Below are 22,765 nucleotides of genomic sequence, written 5' to 3'. Positions count from 1 at the left end.
CCCCATCCTCTACCGGGCTCCGCTCAGCCCTGACCGATCGCGACGATCGCCTGAATCGGTCCTCCCCCGTCATGGGCCTGCCGACGGGCGATCCCGCCGTGCAGGCCTGCTCGGGGCGGATGAGAGCGAGGGCAGGTCGCCCGTCGCGTGACATCGTCGAGGGCGGCGCGTCGACGCCGTGTTCCGGCCCCCATGGCGGCCCGGCCCAGCCCCCGCGGGAACCCGCGGGCCTTCACACACCGGATCGGACGGACAGCCCATGACGGCGGGGAGCCTCGAAGCCAAGGCCGAGTTCCTGTTCCGCCTGCGGTCGCGCGGGATCCGCGACCTCGCCGTGCTGCGCGCCATGGAAGCCGTCCCGCGCGACGCCTTCGTGCCCCATCGCTACGCCGACCTCGCCGTTCGCGACATCGCGCTGCCGCTGCCCTGCGGGCAGACCCTGTCCGAACCGTCGCTGGTCGCCCGCATGCTGGAAGCCTTGGGCGTGGGCCCCGGGCATCGCGTGCTGGAGGTCGGCTCGGGTTCGGGCTACGCCGCCGCCGTCCTGGCTCGCCTCGGCGGCGACGTGCTCGGCGTCGAGCGCTTCCGCACCCTCGCCCAGGCCGCCAAGGCACGCCTGTCGACGCTGGGCATCGCCAACGCGTCCGTGGTGTGGGGCGACGGGCTCGCGGTGCCGTCCGGCCACAGCCCCTTCGACCGCATCCTCGTGCACGGAGCCCTGGACCGAGTGCCGGACGAACTCGCGGCGCTGCTCGCGCCCGACGGCACCATCGTCTTCGCCACGTCCGTGTCGGATCGGCAACAGGTCGTGCGCGGTCGACGCGACGACGCCGGCGCCTGGGACCTCGTGCCCGTGGCCCCGTCCCGCCTCCGGCCCCTCTACGACGGCCCCTCGCGGCTGCTCTGAGAGGGCGAGGGGGCGCCCGTTTATGTTCCCGGCGAAAACGCGGCAGCGGGATTCATCTTAAACCGCGCCTTAACCGGCGTGCCTCTACATGGACTCCATTGAGCCCGCGTTGAGTGGATGACCCGCTGATGAGTAAGCTGTTGACACCCGGTCATGGGCGGATCGTCCTTCAGATCTGCGCCATGACCGCCGTGGCGGCCCTGATGAGCGGCTGCTCGGCCGATTCGACCCGGTTCGGCGACGCCTTCGGAAACCCCTTCTCCACCGGCTCGATCCAGCAGAAGCCCAAGAAGGTCGCCCACGCGGCCCCGTCGCTCGGCACCGGGCGCACGCCGCCCGTCACCGCCTCGGCCCTGCCGCCGGCGAACCACGTCGCCTTCGTGGCCCCGCCGCGCGCCGCCCCGGTGTCGGTGTCGCACGAGACCACGGGTTCGATCCCGTCTTCGACGCCCGTCAGGGGCGCCTCGTTCGGCGGCTGGACGGGGCAGGGCGGCGCTTCCGTCCAGGTCGGTGCCGGCGATTCGGCGGCCGTGCTGGCCCAGCGCTACGGCGTGCCGGAAAACGTGCTGCTGCAGACCAACGGTCTGCATGCCGCCGGCGAGGTCCGCCCCGGCACCACGATCGTGATCCCGATCTACAACGCGGTGGCGTCCGTGCCGGGCGCCGCCCGCGTCGCCCAGGCGGCCCCGGTCCGCTCCGAGCCGATCGAGCCCGAGGAGCGCGCCGCCCCCGTGAAGACCGTGCCGGCGCATGTGGCGCGCGCCGAGCCCGCCAGGCCCGAGTCCGAGGACGCGCCGGCCGAACCGAGCCGGAAGGCGGCGCCTCTCCCCTTCAAGGTGGAGAAGCCCGCGACCCTGGCCGAGCGCAACGCGGAAGCGCAGCGCATCGTGGCGACCCAGCGCGCCGCCGACAAGGCCGCGGCCGACAAGCTCGCCGCGGCCCAGAAGGCCGCCGAAGCCCAGAAGGCCGCCGAGGCCCGCAAGGCGGACGCCGCCGCCAAGGTCGCCGCGGCCGAGAAGGCCAAGGCCGATGCCGCCGCCCACAAGCTCGCCAAGGCGCCGGCGGCCCACGCCGACCCGAAGGTCGCCGCCGCCGAGAAGGCGGAGGCCGCCAGGGTCGCCGCTGCCGGAAAGGCCGCTGCGGCGCTGAAGCTCGCCGCCGACCGCGACGCCGCCAAGGCCAAGGCCGAGGCCGCGCGATCGGCCGCGGAAGCCACCAAGACGGCCGCCGCCGCCGCCAAGGCCGCCAAGGTGGCGGCCGCCAAGCCGGCGCCCGTCGCCGCCAAGGTCGAACAGGTCGCCGCCGCCGAGAAGAAGGTCGACGCGACGCCGACCGCCAGCCTGCCGCCGGCCGCCGCTGCGGCCCCGGCTGCGGCGGCTCCCGCCCCTGCCGCCGCTGCCCCCGTGGTGGCGGATGCGGGTGGGCCCGAGTTCCGCTGGCCGGCCCGCGGCCGCATCATCGCCGGCTTCAAGGGCGGCGCCGGTGGCAACGACGGCATCAACATCGCGGTGCCGGAAGGCACCCAGGTGAAGGCGGCCGAAGGCGGCGTGGTGGCCTATGCGGGCAGCGAGCTCAAGGGCTACGGCAACCTCGTGCTGATCCGCCACCCGAACGGCTACGTCACCGCCTATGCCAACAACGGCGAGATCGACGTGAAGCGCGGCGAAACGGTGAAGCGCGGCGAAGTCATCGCCAAATCGGGACAGAGCGGCAACGTGTCGTCGCCGCAGCTTCACTTCGAGGTCCGCAAGGGTTCGACCCCGGTCGACCCCACCGGCATGCTCGCCGGGACGTGAGGCGAAGCCCGGCGCCGACCGGTGCCGGGCGTCCATCGCCCGCGTCTTCGTCCTTTGGCACGGGGCCGGGGAAGGCGCTCCGACGCGCTGGAAGCGTGACGGCTCGCGCGGGGCGCGCTGTCCCCCCGCCGATCCCGGGCATCCCACGAAACACGGCCCGCGCAGCCCTGCGCCGGCCAGGAAAGCCGCCCAGCCGCGAGACACAGTTGGGCGTGCGATCGAGGGCGGCGGGTCCCAAGACCGGCCCGCCGCCCTTCGATAAGATCAGAAGGCGTAGCCGACGCGGGCGCCCATGGCGGTGATGCCCTCGTTGTGGGCGCACAGGCCGGCATTGGACGCGTGCTCGGCGAAGGCCATCAGGTTCCAATGGTCGTCGAGGTGGTAGCCGAGCGAGGCGGATTCGCGGAAGTTCGCCACGCAGCCGACGCGGATGTCCGTGTTGCCCTTCGGGAACACGAGGCGCGTGTCGCCGTCGTTCAGGTCACCGCCGAAGCCGAGTTCGCCGAAGAACCGGGCGTAGATCGGGAACTGCCAGGTGACGCCGCCGTAGACGTCGCTGGTGCGGCCGGACGTGTTGAGATTGCCGCCGACGTGGAAGCGCGGGATCAGATAGTCCCAGGCGCCCGACAGGTGGTAGACCTTGTTGAACAGCAGTTCGCCGTTAACGTCGACGGTTCCGAACTCGTGCTCGTCGATGCCGTGCGCCAGCACGCCGAAGCGCGCTTCGGACAGGATGCCGTAGGGGCTCGCCACCACCGGAGACGGCGCCAGGAAGGTCGGCAACGGCGCGACGGCGGCGGGCAGGTCCGCCGCGATCGCGGGCGACAGGGCCCCGATCGCCAGGCCGGCTGCGGTCAGGACCCGTCCGATACGGCTCAACGTCATGGATTGTTCGCGCTCCTCATGGCCGAAAGCGGGTCGAACCATGGCGGGCCGGACCTTAGGTTTGGGGCAGGGCCTTGTCCAGGCGCCCCGCCAGGTCCTGGATGAATTGCCATGCGGTGCGTCCTGAACGTGACGCCCGCGTGGCCGACCATTCCAGCGCCTCGGGCGTCAGCGCAGCCCTGTCGAGGCCGATGCCGAAATGGACGGCATAGCCTTCCACCATGTCGAGATACTCGTCCTGCGAGCATTTGTGGAAGCCGAGCCACAGGCCGAAGCGGTCGGACAGCGACACCTTCTCCTCGATGGCCTCGCCGGGGTTGATCGCGGTGGCGCGCTCGTTGTCGATCATGTCCCGCGGCATGAGGTGGCGGCGGTTCGAGGTGGCGTAGAACAGCACGTTGGCGGGCCGCCCCTCGATGCCGCCGTCCAGCACCGCCTTCAGCGACTTGTAGGTCGTGTCGTCGGAGTCGAACGACAGGTCGTCGCAGAACAGCACGAAGGGATGCCGGCTGTCGCGCAGCAGGGCCATCAGCGCCGGCAGCCCGTCGATGTCCTCGCGATGGATCTCGACGAGCTTGAGCCGCGGCGCGCCGGCCGGAAGGTCGGCGTTCACGGCCGCCTGCGACGCCTTGACGAGCGACGACTTGCCCATGCCGCGCGCGCCCCACAGCAGCGCGTTGTTGGCCGGCAGCCCGCGGGCGAAGCGGCGGGTGTTGTCGAGCAACTGGTCGCGCACCCGGTCGATGCCGCGCAGCAGCGCGATGTCGACGCGGTTCACCTGCGGCACCGGCGTCAGCGTGCCCGCCGCCGACCACACGAAGGCGTCGGCGGCGTCGAAGTCCGGGCGCGCCGGCGCCGCGGGGGCGAGGCGCTCCAGCGCGGCGGCGATGCGGTCGAGCAGGGCCGCCGTGGCGGCATCGGACGGGATGGAAGCCATGGCGCGGCTCTCCGGCGTTGGAACACGGGGGTCGCGGGCTTGTGCTGGCGGCTTCGGCGCCGTGTCAAGGCGGAGCGGGGCATGGGAACCGCCCGCCATTGCTTCGCCCCCCGGAGGGAGATAAGACGCGGGCCAGCCGCCCGACCGGGGCACGATCCCAGGGCACGATCCGGTGGCGGCCCCGGAGACATCGCGTGTTCATCACCCCTGCCTATGCCCAGGCCGCCGGCGCCTTCGGCGGCGGCTCAGACATCTTCATGCAGGTGGCCCCCTTCGCCGCCATCCTGGTCATCATGTACTTCCTGCTGCTGCGCCCGCAGCAGAAGAAGCAGAAGCTTCACGGCGAGATGATCGCCGCCGTGCGCCGCGGCGACACCGTGGTGACCACCGGCGGGCTCATCGGCAAGGTCACGAAATCCACCGACGCCACCGAGGTCGAGGTCGAGATCGCCCCCAACGTCCGCGTGCGCCTGGCGCGCGCCATGATCACGGAAGTGCGCGCCAAGGGCGAGCCGGTGAAGGACGTTCCGGCTTCCGCCAAGGTTTGATCCGTCGAGCTGTCACGCGGAGCGCCGCCCGCGGCGCGTCCCGCCAGAACGAAGAACAAAAGCCATGATGCGTTTCGCGACCTGGAAAGTCGTCACGATCCTCCTCGGCACGCTGGTCGCGGCCCTCATCGTGCTGCCGAGCCTGCTGTCGCCCGAAGCGCGCGCCGGGCTCGACCGCGTCCTGCCGGGCCCCGCCAAGACCATCGTGCTCGGCCTCGACCTCCAGGGCGGCGCCCACTTGCTGCTCGAGGTCGATTCCGCGTCGCTGACCAAGACGTCGGTGGACAACCTGCGCGAGGACGCGCGCCGGCTGCTGCGCGAGAACGGCGTCAAGCTCGCGGGCGGCATCGGCGTGCAGAGCCGCGGCATCCAGTTCCGCGTGCCCGATGCGACGGAGCGCGGCAAGATCGTGGGGGCGCTGACGAGCGCGTCCCAGTCGCTCGGCGCGGCACTGACCGGCGCCGTCCAGGACTACACGGTGACCGACAACGCGGACGGCCTCGTCCAGGTGCAACTCACGGACGCCGGCATCGCCAACAAGATCCACCGCGCCGTCGACCAGTCGATCGAGGTGCTGCGCCGCCGCATCGACGCGTCCGGCACCAAGGAGCCGACGATCCAGCGTGAAGGCAACGACCGGATCGTGGTCGAGGTGCCGGGCCTGCAGGACACGCAGCACCTGAAGGACCTGCTCGGCACGACGGCCAAGCTGGAGTTCCGCCTCGTCGCCGACCCCGGCGAAAGCCCGGCCGACGTCGAGAACCTGCCGTTCTACAAGAACAACAAGCCCGGCACCGAGGCCATCGAGAAGCGCGTCATGGTGCAGGGCGAGGACCTGACCGATGCCCAGCCCGGCTTCGACCAGCGCAGCGGCGAGCCGGTCGTCGATTTCCGCTTCAACCTGCGCGGCGGGCAGAAGTTCGGCGAGGTGACGGCCCAGAACGTCGGCAAGCCCTTCGCCATCGTGCTCGACAACCAGATCGTGTCGGACCCGCGTATCCTCGGGCCCATTACGGGCGGCTCGGGCCAGATTTCCGGCAACTTCACGGTGAGCCAGGCCAACGACCTGGCCGTGCTGCTGCGCGCCGGCGCGCTGCCGGCCAAGCTCACCGTGGTCGAGGAGCGCACCGTGGGGCCCGGCCTCGGCCAGGACTCGATCGACGCCGGCGAGCGCGCGGCGCTGGTGGCGGGCGTGCTGGTGGTCGCCTACATGCTGGTGACCTACGGCGTGTTCGGGATCTTCGCCGACATCGCGCTCGCGGTCCACATCATGCTCATCTTCGCCGCCATGGTGCTGCTCGGCGCGACGCTGACGCTGCCCGGCATCGCCGGGATCGTCCTCACCATCGGCATGGCGGTGGACGCCAACGTGCTGATCTACGAGCGCATCCGCGAGGAGAATCATGCCGGGCGGTCCGTCATCGCGTCGCTCGACTCCGGCTTCAAGCGCGCCTTCGCCACCATCGTCGATTCCAACGTCACCCTGTTCGTCGCGGCGCTGATCCTTTACCTGTTCGGCTCCGGGCCGGTGCGCGGCTTCGCGGTGTCGCTGGGCCTCGGCATCCTCACCTCCATCGTCACCGCCGTGACCATGACCCGCATGATGATCGCCGTGTGGTACCGGGCCAAGCGCCCGCAGCGCCTGCCGATCTGAGAGGGCCCCGCCTATGCCGCTCCTCCGCCTCGCACCCGAGAACACCAAGTTCGGGTTCATGCGCTTCCGGCGCTACTCCTACCCGTTCTCGGCTTTCCTTTCGATCGTGTCGGTCGTGATGTTCGTGCTGGTGGGCATGAACTTCGGCATCGACTTCGCCGGCGGCACGCTGATGGAGGTGCGCGCCAAGGCGGGCGATGCCGACCTGGCGCAGCTCCGTTCGCTCGGCGAACAGACCGGCCTCGGCCACATCGAGGTGCAGGGCTTCGGCAACCGGACCGACGCGACGATCCGCTTCGGCGTGCAGCCGGGCGGCGACGCCGCCCAGGAGGTGGCGGTCAAGAAGGTGCAGGCCGCCCTCGACGACCGCTACGAGTTCCGTCGCGTCGAGGTCGTGGGCCCGCGCGTGTCGGGCGAACTCGTCCAGTCGGGCACCATCGGCGTGGTGGTCTCCATCTTCGCCGTGCTGATGTACCTGTGGTTCCGTTTCGAATGGCAGTTCGCGGTGGGTGCCGTCATCGCCACGATGCACGACCTGCTGCTGACGGTGGGGTTCTTCTCCGTCACCCACCTCGAGTTCAACACGACCTCCATCGCCGCCATCCTGACCATCGTGGGCTATTCGCTCAACGAGGCCGTGATCGTGCTCGACCGCATCCGTGAGGTGATGCGCAAGTACAAGCGCCTGTCGACCGCCGAGATGATCGACATGTCGATCAACGCCGTGCTGCCGCGCACCATCATGACCGCCACGACCGTGTTCCTGGCGCTGCTGGCGCTGGTGTTGTTCGGCGGCGAGGTCATCAAGAGCTTCTCGCTCGCGATGATGTGGGGCATCTTCGTCGGCACCTACTCGTCCATCTTCATCTGCTCGCCGATCCTGATCTACCTCGGCGTGCGCAACGAGGTGCGGGCCGAAAGCAAGCCCGGCACCCCCGGCGCTTCCGGCAACCGCAAGCCCTCGTCCAAGCTGGCCGCCGAGTGAGGCGGCGCCCGTGAGCGACGCGCTGCCCGCATCCGGATTCCACGCCGGCCAGTACACGATCGACGGCTACGGCGCGGGCGGGTTCTCCTTCGCCCACCTGTCCCACCGCGGCTCCATCCTGATGCTGCCGTCGGGCGTCCATGTCTGGTCCGCCACGGCGCCGGCCGAGATCACCGAAGAGTCGCTGGCGGAGCTGTTCCGGGCGCCGCGCGGCACGGTCGAGCACCTGCTGCTCGGCACCGGCACGGACCTCGTCCCGCCGCGGCCCGCGCTGCGGGCCGCGCTCAAGGCGGCCGGCATCGTGGTCGACCCCATGGCGACGGGCGCCGCCGCCCGCACCTACAACATCCTCCTCGGCGAGCGCCGCCGCGTCGCCTGCGCGCTGATCGCCGTCGCGTGACGAGGGCAGGGCCACGCCCGCGATGACCGACCTCGCCGCCGCCTACGCCCATTGCGAAGCGCTTCTCCGCGCCGAAGACCCCGACGCCTGGCTGGCGGCGCTCCTCGCCCCGGCGGATGCCCGCCCCCACCTCCACGCGCTCGGCGCCGTCGCGGTCGAGGTGGCACTCGTCCGCACCCGCGTGAAGCAGGCCATCGCGGGCGAGATCCGGCTGCAATGGTGGCAGGACGTCGTCGACGGCGGGCGTGCCACCGAGGCCGCCGCGCATCCCGTCGCGGCCGCGCTGGTCGACACGATCGACCGCGCCGCGCTGCCCCGCGCGCCCTTCGGCGACATGCTCGACGCGTTCCGCATGGACCTCTACGACGAGCCCCCCGCCGACCTGCCGGCGCTGGAGCGCCGCCTCGCCGCCACCCGGGCGGTGCCGATCGGCTTCGCCGCCCGCGTGCTCGGGGGCGGCGCCGCGATCGACCCGGCCGCCGAGCACGCCGGGGTGGCGATCGGCCTCGCCGACCTGCTCGACGCGCTGCGGGCCGGGCACGACCCGCTCCTGCCCGTCGCCCTGCTGGCGCGCCACGGCGCGACGCGGGCCGAGGTCGCCGCCGGGCGCGACACGCCGGGCCTCCGGGCCGTCGCCGCCGATCTCCGCAGCGCGGCCCGCACCCGGCTCGCGGCGCTGCGGGCGAAGCGGGGCGCGTTGGGCGACGCCGGGCCGGCCTTCCTGCGCACGGCGCTGGTGGAGCCGCGGTTGAAGCGCGGCGACCGCGCCGCGCCCTTCGAGCCGCTGCCGGAGTTGCCGCAATGGCGGCGGCAGTGGCGGCTGTGGCGGGCCGCCCGCAACGGCGGCGTCCTTTAGCCGGACGCCGCAACGCCGGCCCGGGCCCGGACCGTCACGCTTCGTCGGTCGCCACCGGCAGGTCGGCCCGCGCGCCCCATTCCGACCACGAGCCGTCGTAGAGCTTGACGTCCTCGACGCCGAGCCGCGCCAGGCCGAAGGCCAGCACCGCCGCCGTCACGCCCGACCCGCAGGTGGTGATCACCGGCCGGTCGAGGTCCACGCCGGCCTCGACGAACACGTCGCGGATCTCGGCGTCGTCCTTGAAGCGGCCTCCCGCCACGAGATCCGTCATCGGCACGTTGACGGCACCCGGCATGTGGCCCGAGCGCAGGCCCTGCCGCGGCTCGGCCACGAGCCCCTTGAAGCGCGACGACGGCCGCGCGTCGACCACCTGCACGGCGCTGCCACGATCGAGAGCGCGCGTCACCTGCTCGACGTCCGCCACCGCGTCGCGCTGCGGCCTCGCCTCGAAATGCGTGCCGAGGCGGTTCGATTCGCCCGTCTCCACCGGCCGCTCGCCGGCGATCCAGGCCGGATAGCCGCCGTCCAGCACCGCCACGTCCTCGGCGCCGAACAGGCGCAGCATCCACCACAGTCGCGGCGCGGACGCGATGCCGGCGCCGTCGTAGACGACGATGCGCTTGTCCGCCGCGATGCCGAGCGCCCCTGCCGCCGCCGCGAACACCTCCGGCGACGGCAGCGCGTGGGGCAGGGCGCTGTCCGGGTCGACGACCTTGTCGTGGTCGAAGAACACGGCGCCCGGGATGTGGCCCGCCAGGAACTCGGCGTGGCCGCCGCGGTTCGCGGTCGGCAGGTACCAGGACGCGTCCACCACCACGAGGTCGGGCTTGTCGATCTCGCCCGCGAGCCACTCCGCCGTCACCAATTTGGCCTGTTCCGCGCCCATCCCGTGCTCCCCTGATTCGTGCCTCGAGGCCGCCGGCGGCGGCCTTTTCAACCGGTGTAGCCTCGCCTAGAACGATCTCACACCCCTTCGAGATCGCCCGAGGCCTTTGAAATGACCGCCATCGTCGACATCGTCGCCCGCGAGATCCTGGACAGCCGCGGCAACCCGACCATCGAGGTCGACGTGCGGCTCGAAAGCGGCGTCCTGGGGCGGGCGGCCGTGCCGTCGGGCGCTTCGACGGGCGCCTACGAGGCGGTGGAACTGCGCGACGGCGACAAGAGCCGCTTCGGCGGCAAGGGCGTCACCAAGGCCATCGGCAACATGAAGCCGATCTTCGACGCCGTGAAGGGCATCCCGGTCGAGCATCAGGTCGAGCTCGACCGCGCCATGATCGCGCTCGACGGCACGCCGTCCAAGGCCAAGCTCGGCGCCAACGCGATCCTCGGCGTGTCCATGGCGGCGGCCCGCGCGGCGGCCGAGGAGGTGGGGCTGCCGCTCTACCGCTACGTCGGCGGCGCCGGCGCCCACGTCCTGCCCGTGCCGATGATGAACATCCTCAACGGCGGCGCCCATGCCGACAACCCGATCGACTTCCAGGAATTCATGATCATGCCGGTGGGGGCTTCCTCCCTCAAGGAGGCGGTGCGCTGGGGATCGGAAGTCTTCCAGGTGCTGAAGGGCGCGCTGAAGAAGGCCGGCCACAACACCAACGTGGGCGACGAGGGCGGCTTCGCGCCGAACCTCCCCTCGGCCGAAGCGGCGCTCGACTTCTGCCTCGACGCCGTGCGCCAGGCGGGCTTCAAGCCCGGCTCCGACATGGTGCTGGCGCTCGACTGCGCCGTCACGGACTGGTTCAAGGACGGCAGCTACCATTACGAGGGCGAGGGGAAGGTCCGCTCGTCGGAAGAGCAGGCCGAATACCTGGCCAAGCTCGCCGCCGACTACCCGATCGCCTCGATCGAGGATGGCATGGCGGAGGACGACTGGGCCGGCTGGAAGATCCTCACGGACAAGATCGGCGACCGCTGCCAGGTCGTCGGCGACGACCTGTTCGTGACCAACACCGAGCGCCTGGCGGAGGGGATCCGCCGCGGCGTCGCCAACTCGCTGCTGGTGAAGGTCAACCAGATCGGCACGCTCACCGAAACGCTGGCCGCCGTCGAGATGGCCAAGACCGCGGGCTACACCTCCGTGATGTCGCACCGCTCGGGCGAGACGGAAGACTCGATCATCGCCGACCTCGCGGTGGCGACCAACTGCGGGCAGATCAAGACGGGCTCGCTCGCCCGCTCGGACAGATTGGCCAAGTACAACCAGCTGATCCGCATCGAGGAGCACCTCGGCTCGCAGGCCCATTACGCCGGGCGCGCGGCCTTGAAGGCGCTGGCCAAGGCCTGATCGGCCTCACCCCGGCCCGAACCGCTCGCGGTAGTCCGCGGGCGGCACGCCGAGCACGCGCAGAAAGGCGCGGCGCATGGTTTCGGCGCTGCCGAATCCGCAGCGCTCGGCGATGCGCTTCGCCGGCACGGCCGTCTCGACCAGCAGGCGGCGGGCCGCCTCGACCCTGAGCCGCTCCACGGCGCGGCCGGGCGTCATCCCCGTCGCGGCGGGATAGCGGCGCAGGAAGGAGCGCTCGCTCATGCCCGCGCGCCGCGCCAGCGCTGCCAGGCCGAGGTCGGAGCCGAGATGGCCGGCCATCCAGGCGTGCAGCGCTTCGAAGCCGCCGCCCGCGTCCTGCAGCGCCAGGGCCGCCGAATATTGCGCCTGCCCGCCGGGCCGCTTCAGGAACACCACGAGCTGGCGCGCCACCGCCAGGGCCGCCGCCCGGCCCAGGTCGTCCTCGACCAAGGCCAGCGCGAGGTCGATCCCGGCCGTCACGCCCGCGGAGGTCCACACGTCGCCGTCGCGCACGAAGATCGGGTCCGGCTCGACGGCGACGCGCGGGTAACGGCGCTGCAGGTCGGCGCAATGGTCCCAATGGGTCGCGGCGCGTCGCCCGTCGAGCAGCCCGGCCTCGGCCAGCAGATAGGCGCCGCTGCACACCGACACGACCCGCCTGCAGTTCGCCGCCTTCCGGGCCAGCCAACGCACCAACGCGGCGTCACGGGCCGCCGCCTGCACCCCCCAGCCGCCGGCCACCACCAGCGTGTCGAGCGGGGCGTCGGCGTCCGACAGCGGCTCGGTGGCGAGGCCGAGCCCGACCGAGGCCGTCACGCCGCCGGCGCTCGGCGCCACCACGCGGGCGTCGTAGGGCGGCCCGCCCGCGGCCGGGGCGGCGAGGTCGCAGGCCGTCCCGAACACCTGCAGCGGCCCGGCGAGGTCGAGCAGCTGCACGGCGGGAAAGGCGAGGACCTCGACGCGGCGCGGCGTGCAGCCGGGGATGGATGGCGGGATCCGTGGGGTGGATGGCGGCATCGCCACAGGGTGAAACCCTAGGCTCCCGGCGTCAACGATGGAGAAAGCCCCATGCCAGCCCCGCTCAGCTTCGGTTTCCTGGTCTTCCCCGACATCCAGCAGCTCGACCTCACCGGCCCCTACGAGATCGCGTCGGTGCTCGACCGGCCGAAGGAGGTCCACCTCCTCTGGCACGACCTCCGGCCCGTGCGGTCCACCACCGGCCTCGCGTTCACGCCCACGCGCACCTTCGCCGACTGCCCGCCGCTCGACGTGGTCTGCGTGCCCGGCGGCATCGGGGTGAACGCGCTGTTGCGGGACGAGGCGGTGCTGGCTTTCCTGCGGGCGCAGGCGCGGAGCGCGCGCTACGTCACGTCGGTCTGCACGGGCTCGCTGGTGCTCGGCGCCGCGGGCCTGCTGCGCGGCAAGCGCGCCACGAGCCACTGGCTGGCGCGCGACCTGCTGGCCGGGTTCGGCGCCGTGCCGACCCAAGGCCGCGTCGTGCGGGACGGCAAGATCATCACCGCCGGCGGCGTCACGGCGGGGATCGACTTCGCCCTGACGATCATCGCCGAACTCTGCGGCGACGAGGCCGCGCAGGCCTGCCAGCTCCAGCTCGAATACGCCCCCGCGCCCCCCTTCGACGCCGGCACGCCCGAGACGGCGCCGAAGGGCGTGGTGGCGAAGCTGAAGGCCGGCGGTGCGGCGGTGCGGGAGCAGCGGTCCGCCTTCGCGTCCGGATGGGCGGCACGGAACCCGGCTTGAAGCCCGGATACCGGAGGCCGCGGCCTTCGGCGGGGCTCGGCATGGCGGCCCGCTGGACTTTTTCCAGAGCTCCGCCCCGGACCCCGGCGAAGGGCGAGCCCTCTGCAAATCCGGTCCAGACAGCGGAAAGCCCGGCACGGGGCCGGGCTTCCTTATAGGTCACGTCAAGACTGACTGATCCCCTCAGACCGAAGGCTGAGGCTCCAGCCCGCCTTCGGGCCGCGGCCGGCCCTTGCCGACGTTGGGCACCGGCGACGCGCGCGGCGGAGCCGGCTCGTCGTCCGACTCGCGGATCGGCGCGATGCCCTTGATGACGCCGCGGATCTCGTCGCCGCTCAGCGTCTCGTATTCCAACAGCCCCTGCGCCACGGCTTCGAGGTCGGCGCGCTTGGTCGTCAGGATGTGGGTGGCGTCGGCGAGGCCGGACTCGACCAGCCGGCGCACCTCGGAGTCGATCTTCTGCGAGGTCGATTCCGAGATGTTGTTCTGCTTGCCCATCGAATAGCCCAGGAACACCTCCTCCTGGTTCTCACCGTACATGACGGTGCCGAGCTCGTCCGAGAAGCCCCAACGGGTCACCATGGCGCGGGCCAGCTTGGTCGCCTGCTCGATGTCCGACTGCGCGCCCGAGGTCACCTTCTCCTTGCCGAAGATGATCTCCTCGGCGACGCGCCCGCCCATCAGCACGGCGAGGCGCGAGGTCATCTGCTCGTAGCTCATCGACAGCTTGTCGCGCTCGGGCAGCTGCATCACCATGCCCAGCGCCCGGCCGCGCGGGATGATCGTCGCCTTGTGGACGGGATCGGTCGCGGGCACGTTCAGCGCCACCAGGGCATGGCCGCCCTCGTGGTAGGCGGTGAGCATCTTCTCCTGCTCGGTCATCACCAGGGTGCGGCGCTCGGCGCCCATCATGATCTTGTCCTTGGCGTCCTCGAACTCGCTCATCGTGACGATGCGCTTGCCGCGGCGGGCCGCCATCAGGGCCGATTCGTTGACGAGGTTCATCAGGTCGGCGCCCGAGAAGCCCGGGGTGCCGCGCGCGACGGTCTTGAGGTCGACGTCGGGCGACAAGGGGACCTTGCGGACGTGCACCTTGAGGATGCGCTCGCGGCCGACGACGTCCGGGTTCGGCACGGTAATCTGGCGGTCGAAGCGGCCGGGGCGCAGCAGCGCGGGGTCGAGCACATCGGGACGGTTGGTCGCGGCGATGAGGATGATGCCTTCGTTGGCTTCGAAGCCGTCCATCTCGACGAGGAGCTGGTTCAGCGTCTGCTCGCGCTCGTCGTTGCCGCCGCCGAGGCCGGCGCCGCGGTGGCGACCCACCGCGTCGATCTCGTCGATGAAGATGATGCAGGGCGCGTTCTTCTTCGCCTGCTCGAACATGTCGCGGACGCGGCTGGCGCCGACGCCGACGAACATCTCGACGAAGTCAGAACCCGAGATGGTGAAGAAAGGGACGTTGGCTTCGCCCGCGATGGCGCGGGCTAGCAGGGTCTTGCCGGTGCCGGGGGGGCCGACCAGCAGCACGCCGCGCGGGATGCGGCCGCCCAGGCGCTGGAACTTCTGCGGGTCGCGCAGGAACTCCACGATCTCCTGCAGGTCCTCCTTGGCCTCGTCGACGCCCGCCACGTCCTCGAACGTCACGCGGCCGTGGGCTTCGGTGAGGAGCTTCGCCTTGGACTTGCCGAAGCCCATGGCCTTGCCGCCGGCGCCCTGCATCTGGCGGGACATGAAGATCCACACGCCGATGAAGGCGAGCAGCGGCAACCCGTTGACCAGCAGCGTCATCAGCCAGCTGTTGCCGTCCGACGGCTGCTTGGCGGTGATCTGCACGTTCTTCTTGTACAGGTTCTGGACCAGCGACGGGTCGTTCGGCGCGTAGGTCGAGAAGGCGCCGCGGCTGTCCGTGTAATGGCCGGTGATCTCGTTGCCCGCGATGGTGACGTCGTGCACCTTGTTGGCGTCGACCTCGTTCAAGAGCTGGCTGAAGGTGATGTCCTGGGCCTGCGCACCGCGGTTGCCGGGATTCTGAAAGAGCAGAACCAGCGCCACGACGAGGAGGAAGATGATCACCCAGAGGGCGAAATTCCTGAAGTTCGGGTTCATTGGGGACTCGTGTCGTGCGTTGACGGTTCGCGGCAGGTCGAAGATGCGGCTCCGCCCGAAGGCCACGCTGCTCTGGAGCCGAATGTAGGCTGTCGCCCAGGCCTTGCCAAGGGAAGCGCCCGGCGCCCTCCGGCCGGCCACCGCCCGCCGCGCGATCCCTGGTGACGCAGGGCGCGCCTCAGCGCGGCGCGGCGCGGCGCGGGGGAGCCGGCGCCAGGGTGAGCCGGTCCGTCCCGTCGAAAGCCAAAAGGACGCCGGCCAGCGTGCGCCGCAGCGGGACGCCGGCCGCGGCCGCCGCCGACAGCGCGCCTTCGAGCCGTTCCAGCCGGTCGAGCCGCGTCCGGCCGCGTCCCGCCGTGGCCCCGTCGAGCAGCCTGTCGAGGATGCGAACCCGGACGGCGAGGGGCTCGGCGAGGATCCGCGGCAGGTGGTGGGCGGCGCCGGGCCGCGCGGCATCGGCGGCGGCCCGATCGGCGGCGGCGGCCAGCGCGGCCTCGGCTTCCCCCATGCGCCGCGCCAGCGTGGCGAGGCGGGGTGCGTCGAGCCCTTCGGCGGCCAGCATCGGCGCGAGGGCGCGCAGGCGCGCGCGGGCGAAGCGCGGGTCGGCGTTGGCGGGGTCCTCGACGAAGGACCAGCTTCCCGCGCGGCAGGCCGCGACGAGGCGCGACTTCGGCACGCCGAGGAGGGGGCGGAGAAGCACCGTGCCGTGGCTGTCGACGCCCGGCGCCATGCCGGCGAGGCCCGCCACGCCCGAGCCGCGCATCAAGCGGAACAGCACGGTTTCGGCCTGGTCGTCGAGCGTGTGGGCGGTGGCGACGTGGGTGGCGCCGATGTCGCGGGCGCGGGCGGCGAGGAGCTCGTAGCGGCGCTCGCGGGCGCGTTCCTGCAGGCGGGTCGCCGGCTTGTCGCCGTCCCAGGTCAGGATGCGGTGCGGCAGGCCCAGGGACGCGGCGGCGCGGGCGACGCCTTCCGCCTCGGCGCGGGCCTCGGGGCGGAGCCCGTGGTCGAGCGTGGCGACGGACAGCGGCGGCAGGGCAGGGTCGGCGCGCGCCGCAGCGGCGGCGAGATGCATCATCGCGGTGCTGTCGGGCCCGCCGGACACGGCGAGGAGCACGGCGCGGGCCTGCCGGAAGGGGGCGAAGAGCGGTCGGGCCTCGTCGAGGCCGAGGGGAGCGTCGGGTGCGCTCACGGCCGGGGCGGGCCGGCGTTCAACAATGGGCGCGTTTCAGCTCGCGGTCGACGGCGGTCCGGACGTCCGCGCCGGCCGCCGGGTACTTGCGGTCGACCTCCTGGTAGGTCGCGCAGGCCTGGGCGCCGGCGCCGAGCGCGTTCAGCGCCATGCCGAGGCGGAGCAGGGCGTCGGGCGCCCTGTTGGATTTCGTATAGTCTGTCGACAGCTTCAGGAACTGCTCGGCCGCTTCGCGGTGGCGGCCCAGGCGGGCATAGCTTTCGCCGAGGAAATAGGTCGCGTCCGGCACCAGCCGGTCGCGCGGGTACTTGTTCAGGAAATCGTTGAAGCCCGCGATGGCGCCGTCGTATTGCGCGCCCTTGTAGAGCGCGTAATCGGCCTCGTATTCGCCGCGGGTGCTGCCGGGGGCCAGGCTGGCTACGCCACCGGCCGGGGCCGGCACGGGCTCGTCGCGCAGCGCCGCCGGCGGCTCGGCCGCCGCGACGGCGGGCGGGGCTGCGGCCGGCGTGGCGCCGTGGGTCAGGTCGAGCGGCGCGTGGGGCTGGGCGGCGGCGGGGGGCACGCTGGGGCGGAGCGGGGGCGCGGTGCCGAGCCCGGCCGTGGCGCCGAGGGGACGCGGCGCGCCGGGCGCGTTCGGGTCGGATGCGGGGTCGAACGCGTCGCCCCGCCGCGGCTGTGACGCCGCGGGCGCGGCCGGGCTGGCCGGCACCGCGGCGGCCGGCGCCGCCGGGGTCGCGTCGGCGAGGGCGTCGGGCGACGCGTCGCCGAGGTCGCCGTGGCGCTGCAGCGGCGGCTTGCCGCCCGGCGCCACGGGCGCGCGGTTCAGGTCCTGGAAGCGGAAGTCGACGTCCTGCTGCATCTTGCGCAGCGCGTCCTCGAGCCGCCTGTTCTGGTTCTGCAGCTGCTCGATCTGCCCCGTCAGCGAGCGGAGCTTGTTTTCCAGCCGGTCGACGCGCACCAGCAGGGCGGCGGCGCTGGACGGGTCGGGCGCCGCGTCGGGGTCGTCCTGGGCGAGCACGATGGGGGGGGCGGCCAGGCGCTCGCCCGCCGCAGCCCGGCCAGGCCCGGCGCCGGACACCATCAGGGCCGCGCAGGCGAGCCCCACGGCGGGGGTCAACAAGGATCGTACGCTGAATTTCATGGGGGCTCCTCGCGGCCGGCGCGCTTTCGGATGGGACGGACTCGCCCGATCGGAACGACAGCGCGCCAGGTCGACGCTGCGGGCCCGCGAGCGCGGGCCGGAGCGTCGACACCCCGGGCTTATACCCGCATCGGACCGCGCGGGGCAGGGCCCCGCGCCGCCCGCTGCGATCAGGACGCTTCGGCGCCCTTCAGCACCGTGACGGCGCGGCGGTTCTGCGACCAGCAGGAGATGTCGTTGCAGACCGCGACGGGGCGCTCCTTGCCGTAGGAGATCGTCTTGATGCGCGAAGCCGCGATGCCCTTGGCGACGAGGTACTGCTTCACCGCTTCGGCGCGCTGGGCGCCCAGGGCGAAGTTGTATTCGCGGGTGCCGCGCTCGTCGGCATTGCCTTCGATCGTGAAGGCGTAGCGCGGGTACTGGGCGAGCCAGCGGGACTGCTTGTCGAGGGTCGCCTGGTTGGCGGCGGACAGCTCGGTCTGGTCCGTGTCGAAGAAGACGCGGTCGCCGACGTTCTGGGCGAAGTCGCCCGGCGTGCCGGGCGCCGTCGAGCCGTATTTGCCGTAGCCCGCCCCGCCGGCCCCACCGGCCCCGCCCGCGCCGCCGTTGGCGCCGAACCGGTTCCCCCCACTTCCGAAGGCGCCGACGGCGTCGGCCGGGTCCTTGGCGCAGCCCGCGATGGCGAGGCCCGCCACCGCGACGGCGCAAAGCCCGAGCGCGCGGGCCGAGTGGAGAAATTGCATACCGATGATCCTCGTGCAGAAGCCTGCCGGCGACCCCTCGGTGATAGCTCTCGATGGTTAAACGAAGGTTCCGTCAACCTTGACGAGGCGTTGAGGCGATGCCGCGAATGAGACCGCAGCAGGCGTCATGGTTAATGGCGGGTTGATGGCCCGAATGGGGCGCCTGTTCAGATCAGGGAGCTGCCGTGGCCCGGATGGAACAGTCCACGCCAACCGCGGCCCCCTCGCTGGCCGGCGCGGCCGCCGCTCCCGTGACGCCTCCCTGCGGCCACCCCTCCGTTCCGCAGCGGCCGGACGGGCGTCACTCGGCGGCGACGGCCGCCGACGCGCCGCCGACCTGCCGCAGCGCCGATTCGGCCTCGTGGAGGTAGTCCCGCGTCATCGGCGCGGCGTCGACCGACTTCGCCAGCTGCATCTGGAACACCATGAAGCCGAAGTAGCGGAACGAGATCTCGCTGCCGACGAGGTAGAAGTCCCACATGCGCTTGAAGCGCTCGTCGTAGCTGCGGCTGAGCTCCGGCCAGCGGGCGTCGAAGCGCTCGCGCCACAGCCGCAGGGTTTCGGCGTAGTGCAGCCGCAGGATCTCGACGTCGTTGACCCAGAGGGCGTTGCGCTCGACCGCCGGCATCACCTCGGACAGGGCGGGCGCATAGCCGCCCGGGAAAATGTATTTCAGGATCCAGGTGCTGGTCGGCGCCGGTCCGTACATCTTGCCGATGGAATGCACGAGCGCGACGCCCTTCGGCGCCAGCAGGCGCCGGATGGCGCCGAAATAGGCGGCGTAGTTCGGCAGCCCGACGTGCTCGAACATCCCGATCGACACCACCCTGTCGAACTCGCCGTCCAGCACGCGGTAGTCCACGAGCTGGAAGTCCACGCGGTCGTCGAGGCCCTCCTCCTTCGCGCGCCGGCGGGCGACGGCGAGCTGCTCCTTCGACAGCGTGATGCCGGTGACGCGCACGTCCGCCACCTTGGCGATGAAAAGCGCCAGGCCGCCCCAGCCGCAGCCGATGTCGAGCACGCGCTGGCCCGGCTCCAACAGCAGCTTCGCGGCGATGTGCTGCTTCTTGGCCAGCTGCGCGGCCTCGATGTCGTCGTCGGGATGGCGCAGGTAGGCGCAGGAATATTGCATGTCGCCGTCGAGGAAGGTGCGGTACAGCTCGCCCGACAGGTCGTAATGGTGCGCGACGTTCTCGCGCGCCTTCTTCAGCCCGTTGCGGCCCGACACGAGCCCCACGGCGGAGGATAGGATGCGCCCCAGCCTGGGGTTCGGGTTCTCGCCGAGCAGGTGGATGTTGTAGCCGAGCAGCTCCATCATGTCGGCGAAGCTGCCGCGCTCCACCACGAGCGTGCCGTCCATGTAGGCTTCGCCGAAATACAGGTCGGGGTTGGTGGCGATCTTCATCGCGGTGCGGGCGTCGCGGATCCGCAGGGCTACGTCGAGGCGGGCGGCCGGGTGCTCGTCGCCGGGCGTGCCGGCCGACGCCGTGCCGAAGGGGGTGGCGACGGTGAGGCGGCCCCGGGTGATCAGGCGGGCGAGCAGGGACTGCAGCATCGGCGACTCTGTTGGGGCCGCGCGGCGCGGCGGGCAGGGGTCGGCCGGGGACGCGGGCGCGCAGGATGGGATGAGCGGAGGCTCATTCGCCGGAAGTGCCCGCGCCCTTGTCGCACGTCAAGCGGGCTTCCCGCCGCGGCGGGGGATCGCGCCGGGTCCCCGCTGCGGTCCCGTCCGCCTCGGCACCCGCGCACGGGTCGAAGCCGCGCCTCGACGCCTGCGGTGCCGGGGGGGCGATCGCGTGCGGTTTCCGAGGAGCCGGCCCTCCCCGGGCTCAGCCCAGGAGCGGCCCCCAGGCCGGGTCCGACGCGCCGGCGGGCGTCGGGATGGCGAACTCGCCCCGGCCGAACAGGTCGGTCATGAACATCTTCGAGTTCGAGCCGTTGCCGGCGTCGCGGAAGAACATGAGGTAGAGGCCGTTCGGCGCCCAGGTCGGCCCCTCGTTGTGGAAGCCCTGGGTGATCACCTTCTCGCCCGACCCGTCGGGCTTCATGATGCCGATGGCGAACTGGCCGCCCGCCTGCTTCGTGAAGGCGATGTAGTCGCCCTTCGGCGACCAGACCGGCGTCGAATAGCGGCCGTCGCCGAAGGAGATGCGCTTCGCGCCGCCGCCGGCCGCGCCCATGATGTAGATCTGCTGCGTGCCGCCGCGGTCGGATTCGAAGACGATCTGGCTGCCGTCCGGCGAATAGCAGGGCGACGTGTCGATGGAGCTGTCGTCAGTGAGCTGGCGCGGGTCGCTGCCGCCGATCGGCATCGCGTAAAGGTTGGAGCTCGTCCCCTCGGACAGCGACATCACGATCTTGCGCCCGTCCGGCGAGAAGCGGGGCGAGAAGGTCATGCCGGGGAAGTTACCCACGTTGCGCTTGGCGCCGGTCTCGACGTCGAGCAGCAGCACCTGCGGCTCGGCCTCGCCGAACGACATGTAGGCGACCTGCTGGGCGGTGGGGGAGAAGCGCGGCGTCACCACGAGGTTGTCGCCGTGGGTGAGGTAATGGATGTTGCCGCCGTCCTGGTCGATGATGGCCAGGCGCTTGCGGCGCTTCTCGGCGGAGCCGGATTCGTCGACGAACACGACCCGGCTGTCGAAGAAGCCCTTCTCGCCGGTGATGCGGGTGAAGACCGCGTCGGCCACGATGTGGGCGACGCGCCGGCCATTCGACAGGTCCGTCGTGTAGTGCTGGCCGGCCACCTGCTGGCCCGATGCCGTGTCGAACAGGCGGAAGTCGGTGTTGAACCGGCCGCCGGCCCGGTCGACCCGGCCGGTGAGCACGAACTGCGCTCCCGCGGCCTTGAAGCTTTCGAGAGCGGGCGCGGCGGGATCGACCGCCGGCTGGGGGCCGTCGATCGGCTTGATGTAGACGCAGCGCTTGAAGTCGTTGACGACGATGCCCGTGACCTTGGCGGCGTCGGCGCCCTCACCCGCGAAGGGCGCGACCGCGATCGTCACCGGGTTGAAGCTGCCGCCCGGCCGGATGTCGAGGTAGCGGTCCTCGGCCCTGGCGGGGGCGGCCGGCATCGTGCCCCCGATGGCGGTGAGCGCGGAACCCGCCAGGAACGTGCGGCGGCTGAGACGGATCATCGGCGTGGAGTCCTCAAGGGGCTTGCCTCGGATGGGTCGGCGCAGTGATGGGGCGTCACGGTTAAGATTTCACGCAACAGCCGGAAGCCGGCCCGCGCCCGTCACCCCGCCATCTCGGCGGGGTCGAAGCGCAGGATGCGGCTGCGCCACTGGTCGTAGAAGGGCGCGAACTGGGCCGGTATGTGCAGCGGGTTGCATTGCCGCACGGCCCTGAGCGCGCTTTCGGCCAAGCCGCGCGCGTTGGGGTCGGACGGCCGGTTGAGGAGCTGCGGCTCGTTCTGCAGCGACCCGTCCTCGGCGTAGCTGACCTTGATCTCCGGGATGTAGCGCCCGTGGTCGAGGCCGAGGTAGCTCCAGCACTGCTTGAACTGGTCGGCCAGGAGGCCGTCCAGCGCGTCGGACTGCGAGGGCGACATCTTCGGCGCGTTGCCGCTGGTCGCCCCCCGCGATGCCGTCTTCGACAGGGTCCTGCCGGTGGACGGCGGCGCGCCCGACGGCTGGGCGTTCAGGATCTTGGAGATGTCGGTCGGGTCGAAGGCCTTGCTGTCGCTGGGCTCGGCGGTGCCGTCGGCGGCCGCCGTCTGCGTCGCGGCCGGCTTGGCATGGGGCGCGGCCTTGTGGACGGGCTTCGCCGGCGTCGGCTTGGCATCCGGCGTGGGGTCGGCGTCCTCCTGGTTCTGCTCGAGCAGCTTGGCCATCTGGTCCGGCTTCTTCGGCGCGGGCCGTTCCGGCACCTTCGGGGGCGCGGGGGGCGTCTTCTCGACGACCTTCGGCGGGGCTGGCGGCGTCGGCACAGGCTTCGGCGGCACCGGCGGGGGCTTCACCTCGGCGCGCTTGGGCAGCTCCTTCGGGGGCTCGGGGGGCTTCGGCACGGGCCTGGGCGGCGGCGGGGGCGCGGGCTTGATCACCTCCGCATCCGGGTCGCGCTCCGGCGGCACCGGCGCGGGGGGCGCAGGCTTGGCGGGGGCGGGCTTGGCCACGGGCTTCGGCGGCGTCGGCACGTCCGGCGGGAGCGGCGGCGTCGGGTCGGGCCGTTGCGGGGGCTCGGGCACCGGCGGCGGGGGCGGCGGAGGTGGCGGCACGGGCGGCGTGGGCACGGGCGGCGTCGGGGCGGCCGGCTTCGGCGGCGGCGGTGGCGGCGTCTCCTTCTGCACGTCCGGGTTCGCCGGCTGAGCGTGCTGCTCCTCCGCCTCGGCGACCTTGTCGACCTTGGTGGACGGCTGCTTGGTGACGTCCTTCGACGACTTCTCGCCCTTCATGATCTGGTTGAAGTCGGTCTGCGAGATCGTCTCGATCGGCACGGCCTCGGGCATGTTGTCGTCGGCCGGGGGGGACGACAGCCACAGGAGCGGCAGCAGCAGCGCGGCCAGGATCGACCCGTGGCCCAGGGCCGACAGGGCGAAGCCGGGCCGGGAAAATGTGAACTTCAAGGC

At 72.0% G+C, this 22,765-nt stretch carries 20 protein-coding genes; 9 read left to right on the top strand and 11 right to left on the bottom strand.

Annotated elements, in window-relative coordinates; all coding sequences use genetic code 11:
• Positions 1 to 259: 259 nt before the first annotated feature.
• Both D3273_RS04290 and D3273_RS04285 read left to right on the top strand, forming a co-directional pair.
• The gene (locus D3273_RS04290; protein WP_129223867.1) at positions 260 to 907 is read left to right on the top strand and encodes a protein-L-isoaspartate O-methyltransferase family protein; all 648 of its coding nucleotides are present in this window, start codon (positions 260 to 262) and stop codon (positions 905 to 907) included.
• A 128-nt stretch (positions 908 to 1,035) separates the two neighbouring features.
• Positions 1,036 to 2,703 carry a LysM peptidoglycan-binding domain-containing M23 family metallopeptidase gene (locus D3273_RS04285; protein WP_129223865.1) on the top strand — a complete coding sequence of 556 codons (1,668 nt, stop codon included), beginning with the start codon at positions 1,036 to 1,038 and terminating at the stop codon, positions 2,701 to 2,703.
• Positions 2,704 to 2,967: 264 nt separating this feature from the next.
• On the opposite strand, the gene D3273_RS04280 is transcribed toward D3273_RS04285, so the two are convergent.
• Both D3273_RS04280 and D3273_RS04275 read right to left on the bottom strand, forming a co-directional pair.
• Positions 2,968 to 3,588, bottom strand: a complete 621-nt coding sequence (locus D3273_RS04280) for an acyloxyacyl hydrolase (RefSeq protein WP_129223863.1) — start codon at positions 3,586 to 3,588, stop codon at positions 2,968 to 2,970.
• 55 nt (positions 3,589 to 3,643) lie between these two features.
• Positions 3,644 to 4,525: an ATP-binding protein gene (locus D3273_RS04275; RefSeq protein ID WP_129223861.1), complete on the bottom strand. Its 882-nt coding sequence runs from the start codon at positions 4,523 to 4,525 to the stop codon at positions 3,644 to 3,646.
• A gap of 194 nt (positions 4,526 to 4,719) precedes the next feature.
• On the opposite strand from D3273_RS04275, the gene yajC reads away from it, so the two are divergent.
• The 5 genes from yajC (at position 4,720) to D3273_RS04250 (ending at position 8,968) form a co-directional block, all read left to right on the top strand.
• On the top strand, positions 4,720 to 5,073 hold the full coding sequence (gene yajC, locus D3273_RS04270; RefSeq protein ID WP_207210676.1) for a preprotein translocase subunit YajC: 354 nt from the start codon (positions 4,720 to 4,722) through the stop codon (positions 5,071 to 5,073).
• 64 nt (positions 5,074 to 5,137) lie between these two features.
• Positions 5,138 to 6,727, top strand: coding sequence for a protein translocase subunit SecD (secD, locus tag D3273_RS04265; RefSeq protein ID WP_129223859.1), 1,590 nt, complete (start codon positions 5,138 to 5,140; stop codon positions 6,725 to 6,727).
• A 13-nt stretch (positions 6,728 to 6,740) separates the two neighbouring features.
• Entirely contained in the window at positions 6,741 to 7,712 is a 972-nt protein-coding gene (secF, locus tag D3273_RS04260; protein WP_129223857.1) for a protein translocase subunit SecF, read from the top strand.
• A 10-nt stretch (positions 7,713 to 7,722) separates the two neighbouring features.
• Positions 7,723 to 8,112 (top strand): Mth938-like domain-containing protein, encoded by a 390-nt coding sequence (locus D3273_RS04255; RefSeq protein ID WP_129223855.1) that lies wholly within the window; start codon positions 7,723 to 7,725, stop codon positions 8,110 to 8,112.
• Between the two features lie 22 nt (positions 8,113 to 8,134).
• Positions 8,135 to 8,968 carry a phytoene/squalene synthase family protein gene (locus D3273_RS04250; protein ID WP_129223853.1) on the top strand — a complete coding sequence of 278 codons (834 nt, stop codon included), beginning with the start codon at positions 8,135 to 8,137 and terminating at the stop codon, positions 8,966 to 8,968.
• 34 nt (positions 8,969 to 9,002) lie between these two features.
• Here the strand turns inward: D3273_RS04250 and sseA are convergent, their stop codons facing one another.
• Positions 9,003 to 9,857, bottom strand: a complete 855-nt coding sequence (gene sseA / locus D3273_RS04245; protein ID WP_129223851.1) for a 3-mercaptopyruvate sulfurtransferase — start codon at positions 9,855 to 9,857, stop codon at positions 9,003 to 9,005.
• Between the two features lie 111 nt (positions 9,858 to 9,968).
• Between sseA and eno the strand changes: the two genes are divergently transcribed.
• Positions 9,969 to 11,255 (top strand): phosphopyruvate hydratase, encoded by a 1,287-nt coding sequence (gene eno, locus D3273_RS04240; RefSeq protein WP_129223849.1) that lies wholly within the window; start codon positions 9,969 to 9,971, stop codon positions 11,253 to 11,255.
• Positions 11,256 to 11,261: 6 nt separating this feature from the next.
• Here eno and D3273_RS04235 read toward each other — a convergent pair whose 3' ends face one another.
• Positions 11,262 to 12,272: a GlxA family transcriptional regulator gene (locus D3273_RS04235; protein WP_129223847.1), complete on the bottom strand. Its 1,011-nt coding sequence runs from the start codon at positions 12,270 to 12,272 to the stop codon at positions 11,262 to 11,264.
• A 51-nt stretch (positions 12,273 to 12,323) separates the two neighbouring features.
• On the opposite strand from D3273_RS04235, the gene D3273_RS04230 reads away from it, so the two are divergent.
• Complete coding sequence (locus D3273_RS04230) at positions 12,324 to 13,016, top strand: DJ-1/PfpI family protein (RefSeq protein WP_129223845.1); 693 nt, start codon at positions 12,324 to 12,326, stop codon at positions 13,014 to 13,016.
• A 183-nt stretch (positions 13,017 to 13,199) separates the two neighbouring features.
• On the opposite strand, the gene ftsH is transcribed toward D3273_RS04230, so the two are convergent.
• The 7 genes from ftsH to D3273_RS28095 all read right to left on the bottom strand — a co-directional run bounded on the left by ftsH (position 13,200) and on the right by D3273_RS28095 (position 22,762).
• Positions 13,200 to 15,122, bottom strand: a complete 1,923-nt coding sequence (gene ftsH, locus D3273_RS04225) for an ATP-dependent zinc metalloprotease FtsH (RefSeq protein ID WP_129223843.1) — start codon at positions 15,120 to 15,122, stop codon at positions 13,200 to 13,202.
• A gap of 178 nt (positions 15,123 to 15,300) precedes the next feature.
• Positions 15,301 to 16,311 carry a tRNA lysidine(34) synthetase TilS gene (tilS, locus tag D3273_RS04220; protein WP_129223841.1) on the bottom strand — a complete coding sequence of 337 codons (1,011 nt, stop codon included), beginning with the start codon at positions 16,309 to 16,311 and terminating at the stop codon, positions 15,301 to 15,303.
• A gap of 19 nt (positions 16,312 to 16,330) precedes the next feature.
• Complete coding sequence (ybgF, locus tag D3273_RS04215) at positions 16,331 to 17,452, bottom strand: tol-pal system protein YbgF (RefSeq protein ID WP_129223840.1); 1,122 nt, start codon at positions 17,450 to 17,452, stop codon at positions 16,331 to 16,333.
• 170 nt (positions 17,453 to 17,622) lie between these two features.
• Entirely contained in the window at positions 17,623 to 18,195 is a 573-nt protein-coding gene (gene pal / locus D3273_RS04210) for a peptidoglycan-associated lipoprotein Pal (protein ID WP_129223838.1), read from the bottom strand.
• A gap of 301 nt (positions 18,196 to 18,496) precedes the next feature.
• A complete protein-coding gene (locus D3273_RS04205) occupies positions 18,497 to 19,750 on the bottom strand; it encodes an SAM-dependent methyltransferase (RefSeq protein WP_129223836.1) in 1,254 nt (417 codons plus the stop codon).
• A 274-nt stretch (positions 19,751 to 20,024) separates the two neighbouring features.
• Complete coding sequence (tolB, locus tag D3273_RS04200) at positions 20,025 to 21,332, bottom strand: Tol-Pal system beta propeller repeat protein TolB (protein ID WP_129223834.1); 1,308 nt, start codon at positions 21,330 to 21,332, stop codon at positions 20,025 to 20,027.
• Between the two features lie 101 nt (positions 21,333 to 21,433).
• Entirely contained in the window at positions 21,434 to 22,762 is a 1,329-nt protein-coding gene (locus D3273_RS28095) for a cell envelope biogenesis protein TolA (protein ID WP_165359374.1), read from the bottom strand.
• Between the last annotated feature and the right edge of the window lie 3 nt (positions 22,763 to 22,765).

It is taken from the genome of Lichenibacterium minor (assembly GCF_004137685.1).
Lineage (GTDB): Bacteria > Pseudomonadota > Alphaproteobacteria > Rhizobiales > Beijerinckiaceae > Lichenihabitans > Lichenihabitans minor.
This window is presented reverse-complemented; position numbering and strand designations above follow the sequence as displayed.

Bases quoted from the DNA above. Each gene is read 5' to 3' on its own strand.
- D3273_RS04290 (WP_129223867.1), top strand. From the start codon at position 260: ATGACGGCGGGGAGCCTCGAAGCCAAGGCCGAGTTCCTGTTCCGCCTG.
- D3273_RS04285 (WP_129223865.1), top strand. From the start codon at position 1,036: ATGAGTAAGCTGTTGACACCCGGTCATGGGCGGATCGTCCTTCAGATC.
- D3273_RS04280 (WP_129223863.1), bottom strand. From the start codon at position 3,588: ATGACGTTGAGCCGTATCGGACGGGTCCTGACCGCAGCCGGCCTGGCG.
- D3273_RS04275 (WP_129223861.1), bottom strand. From the start codon at position 4,525: ATGGCTTCCATCCCGTCCGATGCCGCCACGGCGGCCCTGCTCGACCGC.
- secD (WP_129223859.1), top strand. From the start codon at position 5,138: ATGATGCGTTTCGCGACCTGGAAAGTCGTCACGATCCTCCTCGGCACG.
- secF (WP_129223857.1), top strand. From the start codon at position 6,741: ATGCCGCTCCTCCGCCTCGCACCCGAGAACACCAAGTTCGGGTTCATG.
- D3273_RS04250 (WP_129223853.1), top strand. From the start codon at position 8,135: ATGACCGACCTCGCCGCCGCCTACGCCCATTGCGAAGCGCTTCTCCGC.
- sseA (WP_129223851.1), bottom strand. From the start codon at position 9,857: ATGGGCGCGGAACAGGCCAAATTGGTGACGGCGGAGTGGCTCGCGGGC.
- eno (WP_129223849.1), top strand. From the start codon at position 9,969: ATGACCGCCATCGTCGACATCGTCGCCCGCGAGATCCTGGACAGCCGC.
- D3273_RS04235 (WP_129223847.1), bottom strand. From the start codon at position 12,272: ATGCCGCCATCCACCCCACGGATCCCGCCATCCATCCCCGGCTGCACG.
- D3273_RS04230 (WP_129223845.1), top strand. From the start codon at position 12,324: ATGCCAGCCCCGCTCAGCTTCGGTTTCCTGGTCTTCCCCGACATCCAG.
- ftsH (WP_129223843.1), bottom strand. From the start codon at position 15,122: ATGAACCCGAACTTCAGGAATTTCGCCCTCTGGGTGATCATCTTCCTC.
- ybgF (WP_129223840.1), bottom strand. From the start codon at position 17,452: ATGAAATTCAGCGTACGATCCTTGTTGACCCCCGCCGTGGGGCTCGCC.
- pal (WP_129223838.1), bottom strand. From the start codon at position 18,195: ATGCAATTTCTCCACTCGGCCCGCGCGCTCGGGCTTTGCGCCGTCGCG.
- D3273_RS04205 (WP_129223836.1), bottom strand. From the start codon at position 19,750: ATGCTGCAGTCCCTGCTCGCCCGCCTGATCACCCGGGGCCGCCTCACC.
- tolB (WP_129223834.1), bottom strand. From the start codon at position 21,332: ATGATCCGTCTCAGCCGCCGCACGTTCCTGGCGGGTTCCGCGCTCACC.